The sequence below is a fragment of the Bradyrhizobium brasilense genome, from assembly GCF_029714345.1.
In the GTDB taxonomy this organism is placed as follows: domain Bacteria; phylum Pseudomonadota; class Alphaproteobacteria; order Rhizobiales; family Xanthobacteraceae; genus Bradyrhizobium; species Bradyrhizobium australafricanum.
Window position 1 is genome coordinate 1,859,806 of record NZ_CP121669.1, and the last position, 22,239, is coordinate 1,882,044.

General features: G+C 58.2%; 24 protein-coding genes and 1 pseudogene. 12 read left to right on the forward strand and 13 right to left on the reverse strand.

Features of this window, described 5'->3' with window-relative positions; genetic code table 11:
• Positions 1-21: 21 nt before the first annotated feature.
• From QA635_RS08550 to QA635_RS08565, 4 genes and pseudogenes are all read right to left on the reverse strand, one after another.
• On the reverse strand, positions 22-270 hold the full coding sequence (locus QA635_RS08550; protein WP_283068326.1) for a hypothetical protein: 249 nt from the start codon (positions 268-270) through the stop codon (positions 22-24).
• Positions 271-297: 27 nt separating this feature from the next.
• A pseudogene (locus QA635_RS41740) lies at positions 298-348 on the reverse strand (hypothetical protein); the annotation flags it as partial.
• Positions 349-2,423: 2,075 nt separating this feature from the next.
• Positions 2,424-2,627: a hypothetical protein gene (locus QA635_RS08560; protein WP_283068328.1), complete on the reverse strand. Its 204-nt coding sequence runs from the start codon at positions 2,625-2,627 to the stop codon at positions 2,424-2,426.
• 372 nt (positions 2,628-2,999) lie between these two features.
• Positions 3,000-3,230 (reverse strand): hypothetical protein, encoded by a 231-nt coding sequence (locus QA635_RS08565; protein ID WP_283068329.1) that lies wholly within the window; start codon positions 3,228-3,230, stop codon positions 3,000-3,002.
• Positions 3,231-3,714: 484 nt separating this feature from the next.
• Here QA635_RS08565 and QA635_RS41950 point away from each other — a divergent pair, with 484 nt between their 5' ends.
• Entirely contained in the window at positions 3,715-3,843 is a 129-nt protein-coding gene (locus QA635_RS41950) for a hypothetical protein (protein ID WP_482151237.1), read from the forward strand.
• Between the two features lie 112 nt (positions 3,844-3,955).
• On the opposite strand, the gene QA635_RS08570 is transcribed toward QA635_RS41950, so the two are convergent.
• Entirely contained in the window at positions 3,956-4,156 is a 201-nt protein-coding gene (locus QA635_RS08570) for a hypothetical protein (RefSeq protein ID WP_283068330.1), read from the reverse strand.
• Positions 4,157-4,287: 131 nt separating this feature from the next.
• Positions 4,288-4,458, reverse strand: a complete 171-nt coding sequence (locus tag QA635_RS08575; RefSeq protein WP_176937075.1) for a hypothetical protein — start codon at positions 4,456-4,458, stop codon at positions 4,288-4,290.
• A 360-nt stretch (positions 4,459-4,818) separates the two neighbouring features.
• Here QA635_RS08575 and QA635_RS08580 point away from each other — a divergent pair, with 360 nt between their 5' ends.
• The gene (locus QA635_RS08580) at positions 4,819-5,031 is read left to right on the forward strand and encodes a hypothetical protein (protein WP_283068331.1); all 213 of its coding nucleotides are present in this window, start codon (positions 4,819-4,821) and stop codon (positions 5,029-5,031) included.
• A 1,045-nt stretch (positions 5,032-6,076) separates the two neighbouring features.
• Here the strand turns inward: QA635_RS08580 and QA635_RS08585 are convergent.
• The 4 genes from QA635_RS08585 to QA635_RS08600 form a co-directional block, all read right to left on the reverse strand.
• The gene (locus QA635_RS08585) at positions 6,077-6,280 is read right to left on the reverse strand and encodes a hypothetical protein (RefSeq protein WP_283068332.1); all 204 of its coding nucleotides are present in this window, start codon (positions 6,278-6,280) and stop codon (positions 6,077-6,079) included.
• A 198-nt stretch (positions 6,281-6,478) separates the two neighbouring features.
• Positions 6,479-6,742, reverse strand: coding sequence for a hypothetical protein (locus QA635_RS08590; RefSeq protein ID WP_283068333.1), 264 nt, complete (start codon positions 6,740-6,742; stop codon positions 6,479-6,481).
• A gap of 418 nt (positions 6,743-7,160) precedes the next feature.
• Positions 7,161-7,415 (reverse strand): hypothetical protein, encoded by a 255-nt coding sequence (locus tag QA635_RS08595; RefSeq protein ID WP_283068334.1) that lies wholly within the window; start codon positions 7,413-7,415, stop codon positions 7,161-7,163.
• A 1-nt stretch (position 7,416) separates the two neighbouring features.
• Complete coding sequence (locus tag QA635_RS08600) at positions 7,417-7,626, reverse strand: hypothetical protein (RefSeq protein ID WP_225160057.1); 210 nt, start codon at positions 7,624-7,626, stop codon at positions 7,417-7,419.
• Between the two features lie 158 nt (positions 7,627-7,784).
• On the opposite strand from QA635_RS08600, the gene QA635_RS08605 reads away from it, so the two are divergent.
• A complete protein-coding gene (locus QA635_RS08605) occupies positions 7,785-8,009 on the forward strand; it encodes a hypothetical protein (protein WP_283068335.1) in 225 nt (74 codons plus the stop codon).
• Positions 8,010-8,906: 897 nt separating this feature from the next.
• Here the strand turns inward: QA635_RS08605 and QA635_RS08610 are convergent.
• The 3 genes from QA635_RS08610 to QA635_RS08620 all read right to left on the reverse strand — a co-directional run bounded on the left by QA635_RS08610 (position 8,907) and on the right by QA635_RS08620 (position 10,671).
• A complete protein-coding gene (locus tag QA635_RS08610) occupies positions 8,907-9,086 on the reverse strand; it encodes a hypothetical protein (protein ID WP_283068336.1) in 180 nt (59 codons plus the stop codon).
• 89 nt (positions 9,087-9,175) lie between these two features.
• The gene (locus tag QA635_RS08615) at positions 9,176-9,922 is read right to left on the reverse strand and encodes a Crp/Fnr family transcriptional regulator (RefSeq protein WP_283068337.1); all 747 of its coding nucleotides are present in this window, start codon (positions 9,920-9,922) and stop codon (positions 9,176-9,178) included.
• Positions 9,923-10,422: 500 nt separating this feature from the next.
• Complete coding sequence (locus QA635_RS08620) at positions 10,423-10,671, reverse strand: DUF6894 family protein (protein ID WP_283068338.1); 249 nt, start codon at positions 10,669-10,671, stop codon at positions 10,423-10,425.
• Between the two features lie 687 nt (positions 10,672-11,358).
• Here QA635_RS08620 and QA635_RS08625 point away from each other — a divergent pair.
• The 9 genes from QA635_RS08625 to QA635_RS08665 all read left to right on the forward strand — a co-directional run bounded on the left by QA635_RS08625 (position 11,359) and on the right by QA635_RS08665 (position 22,236).
• On the forward strand, positions 11,359-12,288 hold the full coding sequence (locus QA635_RS08625; RefSeq protein ID WP_341850421.1) for a formylglycine-generating enzyme family protein: 930 nt from the start codon (positions 11,359-11,361) through the stop codon (positions 12,286-12,288).
• Between the two features lie 39 nt (positions 12,289-12,327).
• Complete coding sequence (locus QA635_RS08630) at positions 12,328-13,950, forward strand: arylsulfatase (protein ID WP_283068340.1); 1,623 nt, start codon at positions 12,328-12,330, stop codon at positions 13,948-13,950.
• Positions 13,951-14,163: 213 nt separating this feature from the next.
• A complete protein-coding gene (locus QA635_RS08635) occupies positions 14,164-15,690 on the forward strand; it encodes an arylsulfatase (RefSeq protein WP_283068341.1) in 1,527 nt (508 codons plus the stop codon).
• 1,260 nt (positions 15,691-16,950) lie between these two features.
• Positions 16,951-17,112, forward strand: a complete 162-nt coding sequence (locus tag QA635_RS08640) for a DUF2934 domain-containing protein (protein WP_283068342.1) — start codon at positions 16,951-16,953, stop codon at positions 17,110-17,112.
• A gap of 1,039 nt (positions 17,113-18,151) precedes the next feature.
• A complete protein-coding gene (locus QA635_RS08645; protein WP_283068343.1) occupies positions 18,152-18,787 on the forward strand; it encodes a PAS domain-containing protein in 636 nt (211 codons plus the stop codon).
• 28 nt (positions 18,788-18,815) lie between these two features.
• Entirely contained in the window at positions 18,816-19,070 is a 255-nt protein-coding gene (locus QA635_RS08650; RefSeq protein WP_283068344.1) for a GAF domain-containing protein, read from the forward strand.
• A gap of 656 nt (positions 19,071-19,726) precedes the next feature.
• The gene (locus tag QA635_RS08655; protein ID WP_283071529.1) at positions 19,727-19,960 is read left to right on the forward strand and encodes a hypothetical protein; all 234 of its coding nucleotides are present in this window, start codon (positions 19,727-19,729) and stop codon (positions 19,958-19,960) included.
• 349 nt (positions 19,961-20,309) lie between these two features.
• Positions 20,310-20,519: a hypothetical protein gene (locus QA635_RS08660; protein ID WP_283068345.1), complete on the forward strand. Its 210-nt coding sequence runs from the start codon at positions 20,310-20,312 to the stop codon at positions 20,517-20,519.
• Positions 20,520-20,790: 271 nt separating this feature from the next.
• Positions 20,791-22,236 (forward strand): IS4 family transposase, encoded by a 1,446-nt coding sequence (locus QA635_RS08665; RefSeq protein WP_038373858.1) that lies wholly within the window; start codon positions 20,791-20,793, stop codon positions 22,234-22,236.
• Positions 22,237-22,239 lie beyond the last annotated feature (3 nt).

The window sequence follows — 22,239 nt, forward strand, 5'->3', positions numbered from 1 at the left end:
AACAGGCAGGCGCGAGCTTGACTACGTTGTCACCGGCTTCACCTTCTGGCCGATCGCCCATACAAAGCCGCAGAGCTCCCGCGCGATTGCGGCCACGACAATGGTTGGCTCATTTCCAGCAGCGCTCAGCGTTCGATATCGTTTGCAGACCCGCAGCTGCGCCTTCCAGGCAATATCCCGGACTGCCTTTGAAAGACGGACGATCGCTTCAGCCATCTCCTTCGCGATGCGAGGCGGATAGCAATAGCTCCAGGCGGCCTTGATGAGCATGCGCCGAGCCTCGCTGTTGCCGGCTTTGGTGATGCCACCACGCCGGATCCGCTCCCCACTCGGCTGCTCCGAAGGCACCAGGCCGAGCAATCAAATGGCGAGCACTCTCGAAACGAGCCAGATCGCCGATCGCGGCGACAAATGTTGCGGCTGAGATCAGATCAAGCCCATTACGAGGCGCCGGGCGCGACGACGGAGCGGGCGGTTGAGCTGGCTGCGTTCAGGAGGCGCGACCATGCTTTGGCATAATGATCTTCTGCGAAGATGGGCGAGATCAGGCAGCATGACAAATGCATAGCGAGAGTGTCATTAGGAGGGGAATGAGTATCTTTAATCGTTTGAGTATTTTTCAATGAAAACAATTATTTACGGGAATAACGTGGGATATAGAAAGTCGCCGCTGCCCCTCGTATTTATTCCTCATCACCGCACAGCCCTGGGTATCTATCGGTGATGAGATCGCCGTCACCGCGCTCCCGCCTTCTTGCAACGGAAAGGAGTGCGCTATGGTCATCAAGCGTCGCCATCGAACGAAGCATACCAAGACATTCGAAGAGAGATTGGCTGAGGAGGCTGCTCGCTTCAGGGAAGCTGCCGCGCACCTCCCGCCATGCGCACAGCGCGAGCTCTATCTTCGTCGAGCCCGTCAGGCTGAAACGGCAGCCCATATTAACGACTGGCTGACGTCGCCTGGCCTACAGCCGCCTACGATCGAAAAATTGCACGTCGTCCGGAAGCTGAAGCCGAATCGAGAAGGCGATCTAAATGGCCAAGGTTAAAGATCCCATGAACCTATCGGAAAGGGCGAAGTCTCGCGCGATCAGGCGAACGATTGGCAGCACAAGGACTCGGTACGCAACAGCGAGGGTGACGCAGGGTGCGACAAACCGAAGGATACAAAGCAGGCCGGACGAGTAGGCCTATTCGCCCTCCAGTCGCACATGCGATATTGATCTCAAATCAGCTTGAGTGAATTGATGCGCCCGCCCGGCACTGCCGCGGCGGGTTTTGCTTTTGAAACGAAATCAAACGATGCCCGCGGTGGAAAGCGAGAGGGCGCGGGTCGCAAGGCTGGCGTCCCGAACACAAAGACCCAAGAGCTGCAGCAGAAGGTTGAGTCCTCTGCCTTACGCCACTGGATTACATGCTCGGCGTCATGCGGAACGAAGAGTTGAACCGCGACACCCGGCTTGATGCTGCCAAATCGGCGGCGCCTTACGTTCACGCGCAATTGGCGGCTGTTGAGCACTCCGGCGCTCAACCAATCCGCCGCCATGCCTGACCCGGCGGTGCTCTGCCTGATCGCGCCCTAATCGGCGTCGGTCCTTTTCTGCCTTGAGTAGAAAGCAACCGCGGAAGCGGTGCCATCCGTGGCCGCGACAGTATCGGCTTCTCTTCGGCTGGCCTAGTTTCAGTTCGACTTTGCCGCGATCTGGTAATCAGGCCAGCTAGGACCAGCATGCTATGCAAGTTAGGAACCGTCTAGCGCGGAGATTAGCAGCTTTGAATGCTCGTTGTGCGGGCGATTCTCGAAATCTGGAACTCAGCTTGGGTGCCGACCTACAAATTTTTGGCCGGGCCCTCCGACTTACCGAAACGTAATTGTGCCGTTGGCACAGATTGCACTTTTGCCCCCAGTTGCTGGAGTCGCTCATAGGAACAAGTGTTCACTTTGTAACTTAAGCTCCCACTGCAACGGGGTAGATGGGCAGGACTATGGAACGTAAACTTGACCAGCTAAAAGCTCATTCGCTTACGGCGGTAGCACTGAGCACCTGCATACTCGTCGCAAGCCTTGCCATGCTCATATTGAGATAAGGCCGCCTCAGTTGGACGGCCTTGTCCTGTTCGATCTTCATTTCAACCGGTTCATAGTCCCCATCACAGATTTGAGAAACTTTCATCGCGAACGTCTTGAACCACCACACGCGCTGTGCGGCCGGCCTGCGGTGTACGAACGCTGAGCGGTCGTCCTAAACGGTCCGGCCCTCGCTTTTCTTTTGAGCGGCTTATTTGCATCTGGCGAATGGCCAAGCTGGCCCGCAACGCAAAAGCCCGGCGCGTCAGCGCCGGGCGAATGCCAATATATTTCAGGTGGGCAATGGAGAATGAAGCGCTCAAACGGGGCCGCAGTATATCCGTAGTGATACGGCTTACTCGTCTGACGGTCCCTTGCTGGGCTTCCTCTCCAGATCGTCCTGCGTCCCTCTGGAGCCCTCCAGCACGGCCTCGCTTGCGGCCAGGACGCGGAAGCTCCGCTCCATCTGTTCCAGAAAGCGCCGCATGAAATCGTCCTTGGTCGCCTCCTTGGCCCGCCTATAGTGCTCCGCCATCTCTGCATAATCGTCGGCACTCATACCGTTATATGCGGCTGAACATAGTAGCGTTCCTATGCCGTGACCGGTTTTGAAATGGGGGATGGCCTATTTCGGCCAGTACCGCGGCCTCGGGTCGGCGATGAAGACGGCGTTAGGAACGACACCTTCGAAGCGTCGTTAACAATCGCCGCTCCTCGGCCGGAGCGGAAGTGGCGAATGAAGGTGCCCCGGCTCTTGCCCCCGAAGACCCGGGGCACATTCTCGATCAGTTTGGAGCGGCCCCGGCTGGCACCTCGCTGGGGCACCGAATCGGCCTCGGCATGTCCTCTCGCTGGGGCCGCTTCGCTTCGGGGAACAAGCAGCAGTCCGCGACGTTGAATCGCCACTAAGGAGTGGGACTACTTGCCGGCCTCAGCACTCTCCCCGGGAGCTGGGGCCATCCTTTTTGATCAGAGGCCGGTTTTCGCGAGTCGTAAACAGCTTCGCCAAAGTCTCAGCCTGCTCTTTTGTCAGCTTCTCGGCGAACGCGCCGTTCTTTTCTATCTGCGCCGGTCCCTTGAGTTCGCTATCGTAGACCATCCATCCGTTGCCACCCTGCCGAACGAGGAAACGTCCCCGCATCGGGCGTCCAATAAATTCCATCTGCAACCACCTCTGCGAAATACGAGCTCGTCGATTAGCTCGAAGGATGGAGCGCCCGGCATTGAACTATGTGAATCGTAACGATCAACTTTGGACAAGCGCCACTTGGCTTTCGCGGCGAACTGAAAACGGCCCCAACCGGGGGGCCGCCAACCCGAACGATACGGGTTTTCCTCTGGCAGTCGGGGGGGCACCTTGGCTGACCAGAAGCGCCAATTAGACGCTGATCCCCTCTCGATGGTTCCTTGCTTGACGCGCATATTCGGGAAAAGGTGGCAATTGGACAGTTGCGTAAGCAACAGCTCCGTCGGATCGCACCCCGACATATTTGATGACTGGCCTAATTAACCTGGGATATTTCCATCCCATGCAAACCGCTGCAATCCACGCGCTGTGATCGTTGATGCCGGAGAGAGCTTTGCACGCTAAGCCATGGTCCGAAGAGGACGAACAGCAGTTGCTAAAGTTGATGCGAGAGACAGCCATGACGCAGTTCGAGATCGCCCGGAAGCTGGGACGCACAGAAGCTGCGGTAAGCAACCGGCTCACGGTCATCAGAAAGCGGAAACAGGTTTTCGGTGCCCAGTCCTCTCGAAGGACGACCGGGAAATAGGAACCAAACGGCCGAGTGCCGGTTTTGGCGAGAAGGAAATCATGGCAACTCGGCCTCGGTGCGCTCGGACTGCGCTGGGGCCGTTTTTGCGAAGAGCCGCCACTGGGGTGGGCTACACAGGCCTAATTTTCGGTTTCAGCTTACGATCGATCAGCATCTCGGCCCGGCGCTTTGCCAGTTCTGCCAATCGTGTGCGCACGGTATGGCGGGTCGTTTCTCCGCCGATCTCAATGATGATCTCGAACTGATCATCATATAGGCGTTTTACTTCGAACGTGACGCCCCTGTGGGTGAAGGTGCTTGGCATACGCATGGGATAGCAAATCGATGTGCTGTCCTTGCACCGGGATGCTACGGGAAATTGTCCCACTGTAGGAATGGAGCCATGCAAGGCCACTTGCGCAGGGTGGCCTTAATCTCCCGCGTCGCTGAGTAGCGGACTTCCTAGGTTGAGGCCTTCATGGTCCGCTCGACCTCATCAGCTAGCTCCCGGTGGCGTGCCGCCAGCTTGGCAAACAGCTCTTTCTTTGTCGGATTGGTCGCCAGCTTGCTGATCAGCTCGCACTCTTCCGCTTCGACGCGAAGCTTCTCTAAGTGCGCCTGCATGTCCTTCATTTTGGGCTCCCGATGCCGAGACCATATTTGTGGAACTCATGCGACGCGTCAACCGTGCGCTAGATGCGAAAGCCGGCGGTGTACCGTCGGGCGCTCAGACTATCGGGCGCTGTCCTAGTTAGGGCACTCGCAGAGGAGAATTAGGACACCCTGCATCCAACCCTGGATGCCTACGCTTGATCTGGGTCAATTATCGCCACCATGAGCAAGCTCTCTTCGTGGAATGGTCGAGGAGCGGCATGCTGCGCATTTGCCTTGGTTCGTCACCGAGCCAGGTCAAACCGACGCGCTCACGTTGGGCATGGGCGTTTTCCTAGTCCTGTTCATGGGGTTGGAATTGTCCTATTCCGCATCCTGTGCATGCCGGCGCAAATGGTGCCGGCGGAGCAGAAGACTAAAGCCACGTTCGTCGCGACGCTTTGCGTGCTCGCCATGTTTCAGCCCGGCACCTTCTTCTGGGTTGGGGCCGTGCTGGTCGCGATGGCTGACATTCCCGACTTCACCCCGGTATTCCACCGGATCGCAGACGCCGTGAGGCGGATCGAAAGGCGACGGAAGGGCGCCCCGCGTTAAGCATCCGGACGATTTATTTACCTTTGGTTTACGCAAGTTAATTGACTGGCTCACGCTTTGGCTCGATCATCCGGGCACTGGGCAGGGCGGTTTTATTAAGGACAATTTTTTGAGGCCCAGAGGGGCTAGCCCGATTACCGACAGCGGCGGCTCGGCAAGCAATGGGAATGAGGAACGGCCTCAGCACTGCCTCCAAGGGTGCTGGGGCCGTTTCTTGGGGTATCAGACTTGGCCGCCGTTGTTGTCGGCATCGCTTGGTTGAAGTCCTGCGCGCGCCCTGTCGATGAACGCAGGAGCGCCAGCGCCAAGATAGAAAGCTGTGATCGCGCCATTTGCGTCAGGGCCACGCGGGAATGAAACCGGCGAGTACAGCGAGAGTTGCGCGCATAAATAGATGGAAGGCTTGTTGTACGGAGGCGGACACGATCCACCGTTGTCGGATGCCGCCTTGACAGCGACAACCACCTCGACGGCTACGCTACCGAAAACACTCGCTTTTCACATCAATAGGGCGATAGCGACTATCGCGATGGGGCTCAGCCCGAGCGCCACGATGAGCGCGCTAAAAGGTAGGTCACTACTCATGACACAACCCCTGCGGTTGGGGTTGAAATCCTATTTCTGGATGCTGGAGGGCCGCTAGTGCAGTTTGTGCCACAGCCAACTGAAGGCGACCTTACTCTCTCGCGTCGTCTTGGGACAAATAGGGGTCTGGCTTTCCTAAAAGCCGAAACGACAAGCGTATCTGCTCCTGAGACCTAGCGAACTGTTCAGCAGCGCGTTGGTTGGCTGCCTCAATGCGGCGCATTAAGGCTTCATAGCGAGCAAACTGGAACCAGTAATCATCCCACATAGCCTCGCCTCCGGTTGCGAGATTAACGCAGGTTAGGATGGCTGGGTTCCGGGGATGGATCACGTCTAGAAGGCGATAATACTGGTCAAGAGCGCAGCGAGCATGGTGGCGCTAAAGATCGCGACGCCGAGACAGATGCGCGCTGCCATCGAGCAGGAATCGATTTGGGGCTGGTTGGTCATGGCGCGCGGCCTAGATCGGCGCCCGTAAACCTGAAGACATCAGCCAATCCGTCAAATGAGCGGCTGTCTCGTCTTGCCGCGCCTTTCTAATCAGGGCTTCTTTTTTGGCTGATGGGGGGAGTGCCTTGGCCTGCGAGCGCAGGCGCATCGCCTCGTCGGCTAGACGTTCTTCCAGAGACTGGGTCTGCTTGAAACGACGCCGCTTGCTGGTCATGGCGCTGCTCCCTGCTGGTGTTGGGCGGGGGCGCTACCGGGGGCGAGCTCATCACCGATAGATGCCGCTGGCCGTGCGGTGATGTTGCGCTAACAAATGAAAAGGTACGACGTTCCCAGCCCCGCCGGAACACCGTTCACGCATGGAGAAGACCGGGCCCAGCACCGGTCGATCGGTTCTGACCCTTATTGAGGGGAATTAGGATAACTGATGCCGGCGGACTTCTCCGAGCCTCATGTTGAGCGCCACGACGTGCTCGGCGGCAAGTTGTCGCTGAATTATACTTGCGGCCCATCCTTCCGGAATTTCATCCAGCACGCGATCAACCGCTTCTTCGCGCGAGGTCGCAGCGAGCCAGATTTGGACTTCGCCCTCATCGGTTGTCACACGGACAAGATGAACCTCGGTCGCCTGTTGCATGAGCAATAAAAGCGGGATCGCCGGAATCGTTTCAAAAACCATCACATAAGCTAAGGCGGGAACCTGGAATGGGACATTTCAGCTGACTGACATACGCTAAAGCGCTCGCCCGATCCGAGGCGTAATGATTTGAACATTATGTTCAAGACCGATTTAGATGGCGTCGAGTACAGCCTTTTAGGCTTGGCGGGGATATCGCTCGTAGCGTTCATCGTCAGCTTAGGCTGGCTTCTGATCGGCTGAACGGTCGTACCTCACATGGATAACGCAACCTTAGTTCCAGTGTAGATTCACGCGCTGGGGCCGTTTCTTTGGGATAATGAGGGTCCGCATGGAACTGGTGGAAGGGGTCGTCGCAATCGTCGGAGTGCTCAGCGCGGCTGCTGCGGTTGGGACCGGATATTGGTACGTCATGTCAGAACGGCAGAGGCGATAGACGTAACCTGACGACGACAGTGGGTCAGGCGAACAAGTGTTTCCCGGCCTGCAGCATCCTCACAAACGTCCCGCTCTCGTGGTATTCGAGCCAGCCCTGATCCTTGGCGTACTCCAGGCCGGCCCAATACTCGGCCGGCGTTGCCTTGTCCTGGTGGAGTATCGGATAGTTGATTTTCTCGATGTAGATCCGGCCGTCTTGGATCGGCTCGAACGCTCGGGCGTGCTCAATGATCCTGCGGGCGGCTTTCTCGGGGTCGGAGTAGGAGCGGTCAGCCACTTTAAGACCGGGCCAGATTGGCAGGTCGCCTGCCTTCGGGATGCTTGTCGATTGTCCGCTTCGCTGCAGCGATCGCTTCCTGAGTGCGTTGATAGGTCATTGTTCTGATGGTTTGGCCGCCGGCGATCGGCGTGACTTCGACCAAGAACCCACCGCCGGGTTGCTCGATAATCACCAATCGGTGCGCTAGATATTCAAGTTCGTCCGTCACGATAGTGATCTCGTTCTGGATTTCGGAACAAGTGGGTAAGGCCTGGAATGTTCCAATGGTGGGACCTTCGGGCGCAGCGAGCTCTGCGATGGTGTTAGCGCTCTCCCGGCCACCAGTAAGCGGTAGGGCAATGCGAAGTGGACTAGGCACAGGAGCTATTGAAACTCGGCCCTGCGGGCCTGATCTGCGTCATTCTTGTGTACTCGCTTTACAAGTCCGAGCAACGCGAAGCGAAGAAGGATATCCGAATCCAGCTGCTCGAAAACCAGCTGATCGAAAGCTATGACAAGCGCGTGTTGGCTGCCGATCGCCTCGCCGAAGCCATTTACAGCACGCGTACCGCGTTGGAAGCCCTGACCTCAGAGATACGGGCAAAGCGATGAACCAGATCATCAATCAGTTTCGACGCATCTTCGCCGACGACGGGCGCGGGGACAAAGATTTCACCCAGCAGGAAGAGCGGTTTGAAGAAGGCTCAGGATGAGCTGAAGGAAGCATCCGCTTCATTGGCGCGAGCCGCTAACCATCTCGCCGACTTCATCAAAGCCAGGATGTGATGGAGTTCCAGCCTTCATGATCGTTCTCTCGGTTCTCACCATCGCCATCGCGTTCCAGGAGTGGCGCGAGTGGCGAAAGAATCCGCCTGATCTTCTGGACAGGCGGTAGCTCGGCCTGATGCCTTCACGCCTGTTTCCCTCCCTAGACTTTCCCAGCGCCCTTTCGTTCACGCCGGGATGTTGAGGAAGTTACGACCTTGCCCCCGGGTGTGATCTGATGCTGTGCCCATTAGGGCAGCTGAGATCGGATATCGTCCGGGACGCGAAGGCAAGCGTTGCTGCCGAAAGGATCAACGCTAGCTCGCGACAAATCGGGCACAGATACTTTTTGTCTGTAGGCGGTATTGGCGACGCCATCGGGCTCTCCGCCAAAACACTGCCGGGAAAACGCAGATGAGGATTGCGGGTTCCCGTGCTGGCTCTCCTCTTGCGGGAAAGGATCGTGCGTTTTGCGGCCGAGGAAGGTGTCGGGCGGAGGTAGTTTTTAATAGTTCAGCCGCCTTTGCAATGAGTTCGCGGACGAATGCGGTCTGCTTGGATATTTGGGCGGCTTCATCGTGAACCCGATGAACAGCTTGGATTGGCATGGCTGTGCTCCTTGGCTTTGCAGGCGGGAGCGCTCTCGGTCTCTCAACCACCGACGCCTACGAGCAGAGCCTTGGCGGTGATAACTCATCAACGACGCTGGAGCGATTTTGCTCAATAGTGAACACAAGCTGGCGCCTAATCGGCGTCGGGCTCTTCTTTGTGCCTCGCCACAGCTTCATTAACTTTCTGGCGGTCGAGCCGATCTTCGGGGGAGAGCGTCGAGACAGGGCGCCAGATGCTAACGTTGATCTCCAAGTTTGAATTACGTGGCTTCGTGGCCCACTCCCACCATTGATCAAATGCGTCTTTGGTCACTCACGACTCCTGCGACATTGCCGGGTGCGTCCGGTTCTTGATCTTCCCCTGCCTGGATATGGTTCGGGCCGGCGCTGCCTAGCGCCGGTTCACCCGGCTGCCATTATGATCGCGCGCGGACTTGGGACTTTTAGCGCATGGAGATAATCGGCGCTGAACTCGGCCACCGTTTCAAGCTCCTCGCGCCGAAGCACGTAGGCGATTTGTCCGCGCCAATCGAGCAATCCCATCTTTCTCAGTTCCTGAACTGTGCGATTGACATGGACGGTTGAGAGGCCACAGGCATCCGCAAGGTCTTGCTGCGTTAAAGGAAGACGGAAGGTATCGTCGTCGAGCAAACCCACCATCTCAAAACGGGTGGCAAGCTCGCAGAACAGATGCGCGACTCTTGGCAGCGCCGCCCTTGAGCCCAGGTTTTCGACCCATTCTCGGTAGATCGCTGCATGGATAAGGGTCTCTCGCCAAAATGCGTTTGTCAGCCCCGGAGATTCCTTCAACATCCGCCGGAGATGCGAATGGGATATGAAGGCCACAGTCGAGGTCCCCTCGCTGCAGAGATCGTGATCCAAAACGGGCAGATGCAGCGTATGGAGATCAGGTACGTCCCCCGGTACGTAGATGGACGATATTTGATTGCGTTCGGAAACAACCCTTCGACGCGACAGCATTCCAGTCATGACGACGGCACAATGCACGGGCACGTCGCCTTGCCGTGCGACGCGGTCGCCGTCTCTAAATGTTTTGATGATGTGAGGCATCTGCTGGAGCCGGACCTTGTCTTGCTCGGACAGCTCAACGACGGACAGCAAACGCGCGACTAGCTTGACATGCGGCATCAGACACTCCCTCCCCTTCGCAGGCGGGAGCACGAGAGTGTCTCTCAGTCACCAGCGCCCACAGAAAAGGCCTTGGCCGATGATGCACAAGCAACGCGGGAAAGGGAACTAAGTTCCCGCGCTGACTGAACCATCAGGTGCGTGTTCGCCCTGCGAGAAAGTACGATTTCTGGCTGTAACAAATTGATACAGAAAGTGCGCTCCCGCCGGGCGCGAGATTCACCTCGGTTATTTCGGGAACCCAACTTTGCCAAGATTCTCAATGGCATGGGGCAGGTGATTTTCATTTCCTATTTTTACAGCCCTAAAATGACGACCGCTGCATCCTGGCGGACAGCGGTTCGGCAATCAGTCTAGGCCCCAGCCAGTCCCCTCGCTGGGGCCTTTTTTTGGAACAGGGAACGGCCGGCGCGGTTCTAGTCTCGCTTTGATGACGAGTGGGAAGAGCCCTCGGCCTCAGTGCTCTTCCCGGGGGCTGGGGCCGTTTTTGCAGTTTGAGGTTAGCTCACTTTCTTGCGGCTGATCGCGAAGGAAAAGCGGACCGTCATAACGGGGCCGGCGTCGTCCCGGACCTCGATCTCCATTTGCTCAGCGCCGCTACCGCTGAGGGTCGCTACGGCATCATGGGCCATGCCGCCTAAAGATCGCGCAGCCTCGTCCTGTGCCGCGTCCAGATCCCGAAGATCGAGGCCTTCCTCGTCAGGGGTTGTTCCGTTGCCATCCTTTAAATCGAAGTAATACCGAGGCATTGAGCGCGCCCATTCATTTCCTAACATTTCAAAGCGAAATTCGGAGGCGCGTTCCTAGTGGCCCCGCTTTTTGAAATGCGGGCGGCCTGTTTGGGGAGCACAGGAACAGGTCTCCATTGGCGGGCCGCACTGCCCCCCGCGGCAATTGAACAACGACGGAAGCCGAACTCCAGCGACGCCCCCGCGCTGGGGCTACTTCTCTAGGCCATCACGCGAACGGGTCTTTGCATGGCTGAAGTATCCTCACGAACGTCCAGCCGCCGGAGAGTGGGGCAGGGTGGTGTTTTGGGCCCATCGCATATGATCGCGCCGAATCCTGCGCGAGAGCAGCCGCTAAACGTTGGGGGCGCTAGCGATCGCCGATGGTTAACAGGCGAGCGTAGCCATACGCTCATGGCTTCTTCCAATTGATGTCGGCGCCGGTGGCGCCGCGGCGACCTGGCCCGATTGATCTAGATCAATATTAGACGGTTGTGTCGCTGCGAACGTGCCACCGCTTCAGATGTTCGATTGTCATGTTGACCGACGAAGGTGTTAGGCCGCGCTCCTCCCCGGCTGAACCGACGTTTGGAAGCCGCCGAGAGATGGGCGGCCCTAGTAACTTTGAAATCGTTCTGCGAGTAGCCCATGCACGACGTTGCCGTTGCGGCAGGCGTACCTTTGTCGGACGGGCCCAGTGAGAGGGGTATGGTCTGGATTCCGGGCGGCACGTTCCGCATGGGTTCTGACAGGCACTATGCCGAAGAGGCGCCGGTCCATCGCGTCTCGGTGAGCGGCTTCTGGATGGACCGGACGCCGGTCACCAATCGCGAATTTCGCAAGTTCGTCAACGCAACAGGCTACGTGACGTCAGCGGAGACACGGCCTGACCCCAGGGATTATCCGGGTGCGCTGCCACGCATGCTCAAGGCAGGCTCGCTGGTTTTCACGCCGCCGAGGCGTCCGGTCGATTTGCGCGACTGGTCGCAATGGTGGAATATCAAATTTGGCGCCAACTGGCGCCGGCCATACGGCCCCCGCAGTTCGATCAGCGGCCTCGACGATCATCCCGTGGTCCACATCGCCTATCGCGATGCTGAGGCCTATGCGACATGGGCTGGCAAGGACTTGCCGACCGAAGCTGAATGGGAGTTTGCCGCGCGGGGCGGCTTCGACGACGCCGAGTTCGCCTGGGGCGACGAGTTCATGCCCGGCGGCAGGCCAATGGCGAATACCTGGCAAGGCGCTTTTCCGTACGAAAATCTCAGCCGCGATGGTCACGCGCGCACCTCGCCGGTGATGGCGTTCCCGGAAAACGGCTACGGTCTCCATGACATGATCGGTAACGTCTGGGAGTGGACCGCAGATTGGTGGTCCACCAGACATGAGCCCGATGCGGCCAAGGCGTGTTGCATTCCGGACAATCCACGCGGCGGGCGTGAGCAAGACAGCCACGACCCGTCTCTGCCCAGCATCAAAATTCCCCGTAAGGTTCTCAAAGGCGGCTCGCATCTCTGCGCGCCGAACTACTGCCGTCGCTATCGTCCGGCTGCGCGCCATGCGGAAGCGGTGGATACGTTCACGAGCCACGTTGGTTTTCGATGCGTCATAAGAAAGGGAATAAATGATGAGCGATGAGAAGGATAACACTGCGCGCGACATGAGCCGTCGCAACGATTGCTCGCGACGACAAGCCTGGCTGCCGCGTCCGCATTGGGTGCCGCCGCATCGGTCGAAAAGGCACTGGCCCAGGCGCAGCAGGCACCGAGCGGCCAGCGGCCCAATATCGTCGTCATCATGGGAGACGATATCGGCATCTGGAATATCGGTGCTTACCATCGCGGCATGATGGCCGGCCGGACGCCGAACCTCGACAAGATCGCCGCAGAAGGCATGCTGTTTACCGATTATTACGCCGAGGCAAGTTGCACCGCAGGCCGCGCCAACTTCATCACCGGCGAGCTACCGATCCGCACCGGCATGACAACGGTCGGTCAGGCCGGCGCCCCCACAGGCTTGCCGGCGGAGGCCGTGACCATTGCCACCGCGCTCAAAGGCATGGGCTATGCCACCGGCCAATTCGGCAAGAACCACCTTGGCGACAAGAACGAGTTTCTGCCGACAGTGCACGGCTTCGACGAGTTCTTCGGCTATTTGTATCATCTCGACGCGATGGAAGACCCGGCCCACCCCGCTTATCCGCAGGAGCTGTTGAACAAAGTCGGTCCGCGCAACATGATCCATTCGTGGGCGACCAATGTGGACGATGCCACCGTGGATCCGCGCTGGGGCAAGGTCGGCAAGCAAAGGATTGAAGACGCCGGAACGCTCTATCCCAAGCGGATGGAAACTGTCGACGATGAAATCCGAGACTTTGCGTTGAGTTTCATTGAAAAGGCCAAGGCCGATAACAAGCCGTTCTTCTTGTGGCTCAATCCGACCCGCATGCACATCGTCACGCATTTGTCGCCGAAGTACCAGGCGATGCGCAACTCCAAGAACGGCTGGTCGATTCATGAAGCCGGCATGGCACAGCTTGACGACGATGTCGGCATCGTCATGCAAAAGCTCAAGGACATAGGCGTGGATGACAACACCATTGTCATCTTCACCACTGATAACGGCACCGAGGTCTTCACTTGGCCGGATGGCGGACAGACCCCCTTCGCTCAAAGCAAAGGTACGGTCATGGAAGGCGGCTTTCGCGCGCCCGCGATGATCCGCTGGCCGGGCAAAGTGCCGGCAGGCAAGGTCGAGAACGGCATCATCTCCGGGCTGGACTGGTTCCCGACTTTGCTGGCCGCTGCCGGCAACCCGAACATTGTCGAGGAACTGAAGAAGGGGAAGCACATCGGGGACCGTACCTACAAGTGCCATCTGGACGGTTATAATCAGATGGACATGATTACCGGCAAGGGGCCGTCGAGCCGGCACGAAATCTGGTACTTCGGCGAGAGCGAACTCGGGGCTGTGCGCATCGACGACTACAAGTATCGTTTCATCGACCAACCGGGGGGCTGGCTGGGCGAAAAAAGCAAGGTTGACGTACCCTACCTGACCAACCTTCGCCTGGATCCGTTCGAGCGAACGGGCTGGCCAGATAGCGGGACCAAATGCGGCGCGCAACAATACTTCGACTGGTTCAAATATGAGTTCTGGCGCTTCGTGTTCGTCCAGCAGAAGGTCGAGAAGCTGGCCATGACGGCGGTCGAGTTTCCGCCGATGCAGAAGGGCGCGAGCTTCAACCTCGATTCCGTGAAGGCAAAAATCGAGGCCGCCAGGACGGCAATGGCAAAATAAACTGTATTCGTGATCAGCATGGCGGGTCGGCCTCTTGGGGCCGCCCCGCGCAGCACGCGGGAAGTGTCTCTTCGTGACTCTTAACGAACATAGGCGCGGTGGAGCTGACCCTGGCTCATGACCCCAACCGGAAATGCCAATCAGAGCTTCAATGGTGCATAGAGTACCTGAAGGCGGCCGCTCTCCCGTTCCATTGCACAACGGAGGTGTACGATGGCAGTGAGCAGGAATTTATCCACTCTTCTATTAGCATCGTGTCTTGCCGTGCCTTTGGGAACGACCCCATTAACCGCGCAGCAATCGCAAAAGCCAAACGTCGTTTTCATCCTCGCCGACAACGTTGGGTACGGTGACCTTGGTCCCTATGGCGGAGGCCAGTTGCGTGGCGCGCCGACACCGCGGATTGACCAACTGGCCCACGAAGGGTTGCGGCTAACCCAGTTCCTGGTCGAGCCGGCTTGCACGCCGTCGCGGGCAGCCCTGATGACGGGGCGTTACTCGATCCGTGAGGGGCTGTCGCTCATTCTCGTTCCAGATGGACCAAACACGCTCTCGGCGCGCTCGGTCACGATGGGCGATCTGTTCAAGAGCGTAGGTTATGCCACGGCCATCTTCGGCAAATGGCATCTGGGCAAAGACCCGCAGAGTCTACCGACGTCGCATGGGTTCGATGAGTACTACGGCATCCCTCCCGACATGACGTGGGACTCGGCAACCTACGTTGAAAAGATCGAACTCACACACTCCTTACCCGTGCCCTACGACGTGTTGGTGCGCCATGGGCCGCAGGTCGTCGAGGCAATAGCCGGCGGCGAGTTACACAGCGTCAAGCCGTTCACACCGGAGGTGCGCGCCAACATCGATAACGAGCTGGTCGAAAAATCAATTGACTTCATGCGACGACAGAAAGCCGCTGGGAAGCCCTTCTTCCTCTATCTGCCGTTCTCAATGGGGCATATACCCAACCTGCCGTCCGGTCAGTTCAAGGGAAAATCTCGCATAGGCAACTATGGCGACAAGCTGATGGAAGGCGACAATCACGTCGGTCAGATTCTCGATGCGCTGAAGGAACTTGGCGTAGATGACAACACGCTGCTCGTGTTCGCGTCGGACAACGGCCCATCCGGAGAAGCCTTTCGCGAATATGGCAACGCTGGAACGCCAGACATGGGCAGCCCGGGTCCGTTTCGCGGCGAGCTTGGCGAAGCCACCGAGGGCTCGATACGGACCTTTTGTTTCATCCGCTGGCCGGGCCAAATCAAGCCAGACACGACTTCCTACGCAATGCTCTCGATCATGGACTTCTTTCCAACCTTCGCCAGCATCATCGGAGCCAAGCTGCCGAGCGACCGGCCTATTGATGGCGTTGATCAGACCGGCGTGTTGCGCGGGCAAAGCGAGACGGGAACGCGTGACACCCTGTTGAGCTTTATCGGCGGCGACCTCGTTGCTGCGCGGTGGAAGCAATGGCGCGTGTACTTCACCGACGTGTACCCGACAGGCATTGGCCCACAGCGTCAGCCCGGACCCGGGTCGGCCAGCGCCCCCATGGCCGGCTACCCGAAGATATTCAACATAGAGATGGATCCACACGAAGACCTCAACGTCTTTGGGTTGTTTCCCTTCGCCAGTGAACCGGCGCTTAAAGTCGTTGAAGAGTATCTATTATCGGTCAAGCAATTCCCGAACCCGCCTGCGCCGAATGTTACACAGTTCCAAACTGCAGGACGCAAGGAGTAGCACATTTCTTCGCTATGTCTGTGCTGATGGCCCCGTAGCGGAAGTGAGGCGACAGGCTGGGCATTCGCAAGCAGGACCTTGCGCGCGTCGCCGGCGCGTAGGATTACGGGGTGAGCTATGAAGCAAAGAAGACCGGCAAGTCGGCAGCGTCGCGGGCTAGCAACTCCCCTTGAAGGGTCCATCGAATTCCGAGGAAGTCGCCGTCTCGCCATATGAGCTGACAAGCTCGGGACGACGCGAAATTGCCAAAGGAGATATGAAAGCTTGTCGGAATGACGGTGGCTCCCGGTAGGCGCAGACTCGCACCGCTGTTCGTGGCATCGCGGACCACGCATGGCATTGATCTCCCTCTCATGGAGAAGGACACCAGCGCACTTCGGTTGATCATGGAACGCTTGATGCGGCGACGTTCAACCCTCTGCTCTTGAAGAAAGATGTCATCCATCGATACCCCAGCGTTGCTGCGTTCTTGAGTGGCTGCGAGAGCAATTACGCGCAAAATTGCACGACACAAATCCAAGTTATATGGGATCCCCATCCGAGCGGCGTGGCGCAAAGGTAGTAGCGCGCCGCAGCATTTGCGGTTCGCGGCGCAAGTACTGGCTTCTACTAATACCCCCGCAGGGTCTGGTCCGACGGGGGTTGGGAAAGATGGTGCGAGGCGAGATTATCCCGGTGTCGCTCCAAGGACCCACCTGCATGACAGCGTAGCAGGGAAACAGCTCTTAGTCGTCCCAGGTTCGTCCGCTGCAGCCTTTGCATTCAAACATGCGAACATGTCGGCCATTGTGCACGTTCAGCATTGTCCGGATCAGTTCGGCCTGCTTGCCGCAGCGGCAAAGCTTAGTTGCAATCGTTTCGATCCCTTCAATTTTCTGCCGAAGGATACCCATCGGACTTCCCCTGCGAAAGGTGATGAAAATGCTCTAAGTTACAAAGTGTGCACCAGTTCCTACCGGGAAGAGAGTACAACGCAAAAATTTCCCGTTATCGGCTTCATAAGGGTAAGGAGCTGGCTTACATGGGCGGCACCGGCTGGTCGCAGACTGCGTGCAGCCATCCGAAAGCAGCTCCATACAGTCGTGAGCTCGAAGTCAAAGCTCACCAAGTCGATTAGGAAGCTTAACGCTACATGGCTTGAGCTGCCATTCGTCGCCGAGATCGACTATCGCGATGTCACGGCAAAGAGCTGCTACGAGTAAGTTCGTTCAAGGCAGGAACGCATGTAGCTCCCGCTCGTTGAGGGTTAGGAGAAATCCGATGAATAAGCGAATTGATGAAGCCGTAGCTGCGCGTGCCTACCAGCTCTGGGAAAAGGCCGGCAAACCGGAAGGACGAGACGAAGATTTTTGGCACTTAGCCGAGCAAGAGCTGATCAACGAGGATAAAGGCTCTCCACTTCGTACCCCCGACACGTTGTGACCAACCTGAGTTGTTCCATTCGTCACGGTCTTGGCTGGGTTTGCGAGAGCCATCCGCGCCTCGCCTGAACCGGCGAACCCCTCGGCTGCACGTGCGGTGCCGGCATGCTCTGCGGATGCAACAGATCCGCAAATATCGATGCAGAGATCGAGCAGCCGGATGTGAGCGAGCTACTCAATGAGACCCCTCCCAATAAGAGTTAGCGTCGGTATAGGGCATGGCCTATGACGGGTGGGACGGAGAAAGTAGTCTCCAGATAGCAACGGGCGTTCCAGTCGAAATGCGTTTCCTAGTTTGGACCGTTGTCACCGAGGAACGTATGTTACGGCAAGCCATTTACGGACATGCATTATCGAAGGTGGACCCCCGAGGAAATTGAACGACTTAAAGCGATGATCGCCGCTCGGGCTAGTGCGAACCGCATCGCGGTCGCGCTGAGACGACCAGTTAACTCCGTTCTTGAACGTGCGCGCATCCTTGGCATGTCTCTTCCAACAATCACAGAAGAGCGGCGGCGGGTGAGGAATTTGCTCAAGCAAGACAATTCTCGTCATCGTTGAGGAGCTGTGGATTTGTGCAATTCGCTCGGTCCGGGTAGGACCTGTCGCGGTCCAACTTCATCTTCATCGTCGAATTCCATCGCGCCTTTGCGCAGCGTAGATGTGAGGGGTGTGAATCTGGCTTTCGGCCGGCCGGTGGCTTCAAACGTCGCGCCGCAGGGACAGCGCATCAGCGACGACGGCTGTTGAGAAGGCCGCGGCGGCCCCAAAGGACAGCCGCCCCGATTTGAAACCTGCAAGCGCCGCGGCAGCGTCGTCCGCGAGATCTTCATTCTCGATCCGACAAAGGACGGTAGAAAGCGATCTGCGCCCGAAGAACGTTCTTCCGGGAGATGAGCCGAAGCAACACGCCTGGGGAGCTATGGGGCCAGAATGGTTCCCAGCGAATGCCGTAATCCCACGGTGTCGCCTTGGTTGGCATACAAGCCGGTTTCAGCTAGGATTGAGAGTAAGGGCGCATCTCAGAGACCGGTTCAATAATGACGACTGTGCAACCGAACTTCCGCTCACCAAAAGCTCTGATGGCCGGCGCACAAGATGCGTGGCATCGATCATTTGAGCATTCCCCTGTACCTATGCTTCTGCTCACGCCGGATCTGAAGATTGTTAACGCCAACGAGGCCTATCTCGGCAGCGTCTCCCGCTCGCGAGATACGTTAGCCGGTTTGGATATGTTCGACGCCTTCCCTGACAATCCACACCTGACATTTGCCGACGGCGTTGCCAATCTGGCCGAGTCCTTTGGCAAAGTTCTTCACGAAAAACGCGGTCAGGTGATGCGCATGCAACGATATGACATCCAGCCTGAAGGACGCCCTTGGCAGGTCCGTTATTGGCACCCTAAGAACTGGCCGGTTCTCGATGACAATGGCGCGATCGTTGCGGTAGTCCATCATGTCACCGATGCAACGACTTCTGTTCTGGCCAGAAGGGCTGAGAAAGCGGGTTCTCCTCCTTTGTCGTCAGAGGCGCTCTTGCGCTCTGCTGACAGGGCGATTCTTGAAGCGCGCGAGGTTGTAAGGGAAACTCACGAGAAAATCTTGGTATCTCGCGCTTTGATCGAGGAGAGGGTGTCGCTCTCAATTCTCAAGCCCAATGTAAAAGCGCCCACCTAATAGTTCGGGCACGGAAGGCATCGCGAAGATGCATGACGTTTCGGAACTGCCGCTCCTCCAATCGGCTTTGAGCGAGGCATTGGTTATTACCGGCCAAGAGCTCGGCAACATTCAACTGATCGACTGGAAGACGGGCCATCTGGAGATCATGGCTCAGCAGGGCCTTTCTGAAGAGTTTCTCAACTGCTTTCGTCGTGTAACGATCAGGGATGGGTGTGCTTGCGGTCGTGCGTTGTTCAATCGGCAGCCCGTCATTCTCGATGACGTCACAATGGACCTTTGATTTCTGCCTTTTCGGGACATCGCCGGACGCGCCGGTTTTAAGGCCGTACAGTCAACGCCGCTCATGACCCACTCGGGCGCCCTAGTGGGTATACTCTCAACCTACGGCCAACATACACCGAGTGAGGACCAGCTGGGACTGATCAGGAGCTTAGCCATGCGAACAGCTGGCAGCATACTCCGTGGTCGCGCGGCGAAATCCGCATTCCCCGATTTGGATGACCTCGCCTTGCGCCCGCGGCTGTCGAAATAGCAAAGCACGGCTGTCCTCCGTCTTTAGATGCTTGGGGCCGACTCAAGTCGTGACCCCGTTTCATCATCTACCGGGGGACAGCCACCATCATCACCCCGTGTTCGGAGCAGGGCCCATCGGAGAGCGGAGCGCTTTGACTAGCGTCTTGACCACCGCTATGCCCTGAGATTTTCTTTGTGGCCAAAGGAAATCAGGCTGGCGAAGGGGGTTATATGTGCGAGGCAATCTGGAGGAGAATGCTCATGAGGACATGCATTATCGCACTTGCAGCCGCAGTCATCGCGGCGACGCCGATGACGGTCAAACAAGCCGCGGCCCAGAGCCAACAAAGCGAAGCTGACAAGGGCGTTAAGACACGCAATTCCGGTGAATCTGGCTACGTCGGCGAGCAGGAAAAGCCAGGCATGGCCGCTACGCCGCCTGGCCGGCCGGCCACTAGCTCAACCGGCGCCACGAATTCTCCGAGCGCGGAGAATTCAGGAACCGGCATTAGCGGCGCCCCCGGAAACAAGAACGGCCCCGCGCCGGGCCAGGGCACAGTCGGTTCAAACCCCCAAAATCAGCACGTGCGACAGCAGGATCCCTCAAACATCAAAGGCCTGCCAGGAAATAAGAGCGGCCCGCCCGCGAAGCGCTAACGATCGATGCATCGGTGCGCCGGCCTGACGAGGCTTATTAGGATGTCAGGCCCGCGGCCGTGCGGAAGGCGCGGCGATCACATTGAGATCGTGACGTGAGAGGCGTCTGCGCGCGCTTTGGGTTGCATCGCAATTTCAGGTGTGAATTGCGATTTCGCAAAAGGATTCATCGCGCGTCGCCGCGTCGAGGCGGTCACGTTAGCGGCCACTAAATCCAGTAAGCAAATTCTGTATTCATTCCGCCTTTATCGAGTTTCGTAATTGGAACGCCGCTTTCGGCAATCGGTTAACCGCCGTTCCCCGGATGCTGCTGTGTCCGGCGCTGCCCTAAGGAACGAGGAGACTGATCATGGCAAGTGAGGCAGACCGCGAGCCCCGGCACCATACGCAGAAGATGCAAAAGGCGCTCCAAGATATCCGGAACCACCTGCGCGATGACATCCAGAAGGTCGACGATCCGCAGTTGAAGGCGATGTTCGAGACGTCCGCCGAGGTCCTAGGCGGGCTTGAGAAGGCCTTCAATGATTACGAAAAGAAAAACGAGAAGGCTTGGCGCTGAGCACCTCCGCGGCGGTTTGACTTTTAGTGAAGCCAGAGCCCGCCTGTCCGAAGGCCGAGGCCGCTGTTCGAGTTCAGCAGGGAAAGCCAAATTCTTGTGTCCAAGTGGCGATTTTGTAAAGCAATTGGGGACGTAGCTCAGCGGCGAGAGCAGCTGTTTTGCAGTAAGCATCCGGTGAGGCTTTCAATTACCCACATCTCGCGCGTAGGATTTGCACCGGTTGAATCTTCTGTGATTCTGTTTGTGACGCCGATTCGCGGAGGCGTCACAGATGAGCAGAGACACGGGAGCTGGTGCTGCAGGCTGGCATGACGACGAAGTCGTTGCGGCAGGGCTGCCGGACAAGCGATTGGCGCGCCGATTTGGCCGCCTGCTTGATCAGATGTCGGCGGCACCCGGCCAACCGGTCCCGGCCGCGTGCGGCGACTGGGCGGCGACGAAGGCCGCCTATCGCTTCTTCGACAATCCGCGCGTGACCGAGCATGGGATGCTGGCCGGCCATTTTGCCGCGACCGCCAGGCGCTGCGCGGCGAACGACGGACCAATCCTCATTTTGCAGGATACAACCGAGTTCATCTACAGCCGTGCGCAGCCGGGTAAGATCGGCTTCACCAAGACCATCAACGCCGGACGCTATAAGGCGGGTCAGCCGAACGTGGTGACCTTGTGTGGGGTGCTGATGCATTCGAGCTTGGCTGTAACCCTCGGCGGCACGCCGCTCGGGCTGACGGCAGCGAAGTTCTGGACACGCACGAAGTTCAAGGGGACCTGGACGCTCAAGCGGCACGTGAACCCCACGCGCGTGCCGATCGAGACGAAGGAAAGCTATCGCTGGCTGGAGAACCTGCGCCAGTCGATGGCGCTCGTGGGCACGCCGGAGCGCTGCGTGCATGTGGCCGACCGCGAGAGCGATATCTACGAGCTTTTTTGCTTGGCGCAGGATCTCGGCACGCGCTTTCTGGTGCGAGTGCAGACCAATCGCTTGGCCGCCGCGCCCGCCGGCGCGGAGCCACGGGATAGAGCTCATCGGGTCTTCACCCAGCTCTCGGCGGCGCCTTGGGCGGGACGCCATTACGTCGCGATCGGACAGGATGAGACGGCGTGCGTGCACGTGAAGTTCGCCACCATCCAAACCTTGCCGCCCGTCGGCAAGCAGAAGCGATACAGTCCTCAGCTTCTCACCTACATCCAAGCCCTTGAGATCGACCCGCCGGCGGGCCGTCCGCCGATCGACTGGAAGCTGGTGACCAATCTGCCGGTCGGAGATTTCGCCATCGCCATCGAGAAGCTCGAATGGTACGCCTTGCGCTGGAAAGCAGAGGTGTTTCATAAGGTAATGAAGTCTGGCTGCCGCGCCGAAGAGGCGAGGCTTGAGACCGCCGAGCGGCTGGCCAAGTTCCTCGCCCTCATCGCGATGGTCAGCTGGCGTATCTTCTTCCTCACCATGTCCGCACGAGCAAAGCCCGAGGTTGCGCCGGAGACAGTTCTCACCACAACCGAAATTGCGACGCTTGATGCCATCGACGCGGCGCGGGCCAAGCCGCGCATCTTGCGCAAGACCCTCGCCACCTATTTGCTCCAGATCGCCATGCTCGGCGGCTACCTCGCTCGCAACCACGATCCGCCGCCAGGAAACATGGTTGTCTGGCGAGGACTAACACGCCTCCATGACATCGTCTTCGGCCTCTCAATCAGAACTCGTCGACAATGTGGGTAATTG

What these genes read in the sequence shown, in the direction of transcription:
- QA635_RS08655 (WP_283071529.1), top strand. Translation starts at nt 19,727, where the DNA reads ATGGCCGCTACGCCGCCTGGCCGGCCGGCCACTAGCTCAACCGGCGCC.
- QA635_RS08565 (WP_283068329.1), bottom strand. Translation starts at nt 3,230, where the DNA reads ATGGAATTTATTGGACGCCCGATGCGGGGACGTTTCCTCGTTCGGCAG.
- QA635_RS08590 (WP_283068333.1), bottom strand. Translation starts at nt 6,742, where the DNA reads ATGGTTTTTGAAACGATTCCGGCGATCCCGCTTTTATTGCTCATGCAA.
- QA635_RS08650 (WP_283068344.1), top strand. Translation starts at nt 18,816, where the DNA reads ATGCATGACGTTTCGGAACTGCCGCTCCTCCAATCGGCTTTGAGCGAG.
- QA635_RS08640 (WP_283068342.1), top strand. Translation starts at nt 16,951, where the DNA reads ATGAATAAGCGAATTGATGAAGCCGTAGCTGCGCGTGCCTACCAGCTC.
- QA635_RS08560 (WP_283068328.1), bottom strand. Translation starts at nt 2,627, where the DNA reads ATGAGTGCCGACGATTATGCAGAGATGGCGGAGCACTATAGGCGGGCC.
- QA635_RS08625 (WP_341850421.1), top strand. Translation starts at nt 11,359, where the DNA reads ATGGTCTGGATTCCGGGCGGCACGTTCCGCATGGGTTCTGACAGGCAC.
- QA635_RS41950 (WP_482151237.1), top strand. Translation starts at nt 3,715, where the DNA reads ATGACGCAGTTCGAGATCGCCCGGAAGCTGGGACGCACAGAAGCTGCG.
- QA635_RS08575 (WP_176937075.1), bottom strand. Translation starts at nt 4,458, where the DNA reads ATGAAGGACATGCAGGCGCACTTAGAGAAGCTTCGCGTCGAAGCGGAA.
- QA635_RS08665 (WP_038373858.1), top strand. Translation starts at nt 20,791, where the DNA reads ATGAGCAGAGACACGGGAGCTGGTGCTGCAGGCTGGCATGACGACGAA.
- QA635_RS08580 (WP_283068331.1), top strand. Translation starts at nt 4,819, where the DNA reads ATGCCGGCGCAAATGGTGCCGGCGGAGCAGAAGACTAAAGCCACGTTC.
- QA635_RS08660 (WP_283068345.1), top strand. Translation starts at nt 20,310, where the DNA reads ATGGCAAGTGAGGCAGACCGCGAGCCCCGGCACCATACGCAGAAGATG.
- QA635_RS08615 (WP_283068337.1), bottom strand. Translation starts at nt 9,922, where the DNA reads ATGCCGCATGTCAAGCTAGTCGCGCGTTTGCTGTCCGTCGTTGAGCTG.
- QA635_RS08550 (WP_283068326.1), bottom strand. Translation starts at nt 270, where the DNA reads ATGCTCATCAAGGCCGCCTGGAGCTATTGCTATCCGCCTCGCATCGCG.
- QA635_RS08645 (WP_283068343.1), top strand. Translation starts at nt 18,152, where the DNA reads ATGACGACTGTGCAACCGAACTTCCGCTCACCAAAAGCTCTGATGGCC.
- QA635_RS08570 (WP_283068330.1), bottom strand. Translation starts at nt 4,156, where the DNA reads ATGCGTATGCCAAGCACCTTCACCCACAGGGGCGTCACGTTCGAAGTA.
- QA635_RS08635 (WP_283068341.1), top strand. Translation starts at nt 14,164, where the DNA reads ATGGCAGTGAGCAGGAATTTATCCACTCTTCTATTAGCATCGTGTCTT.
- QA635_RS08620 (WP_283068338.1), bottom strand. Translation starts at nt 10,671, where the DNA reads ATGCCTCGGTATTACTTCGATTTAAAGGATGGCAACGGAACAACCCCT.
- QA635_RS08585 (WP_283068332.1), bottom strand. Translation starts at nt 6,280, where the DNA reads ATGACCAGCAAGCGGCGTCGTTTCAAGCAGACCCAGTCTCTGGAAGAA.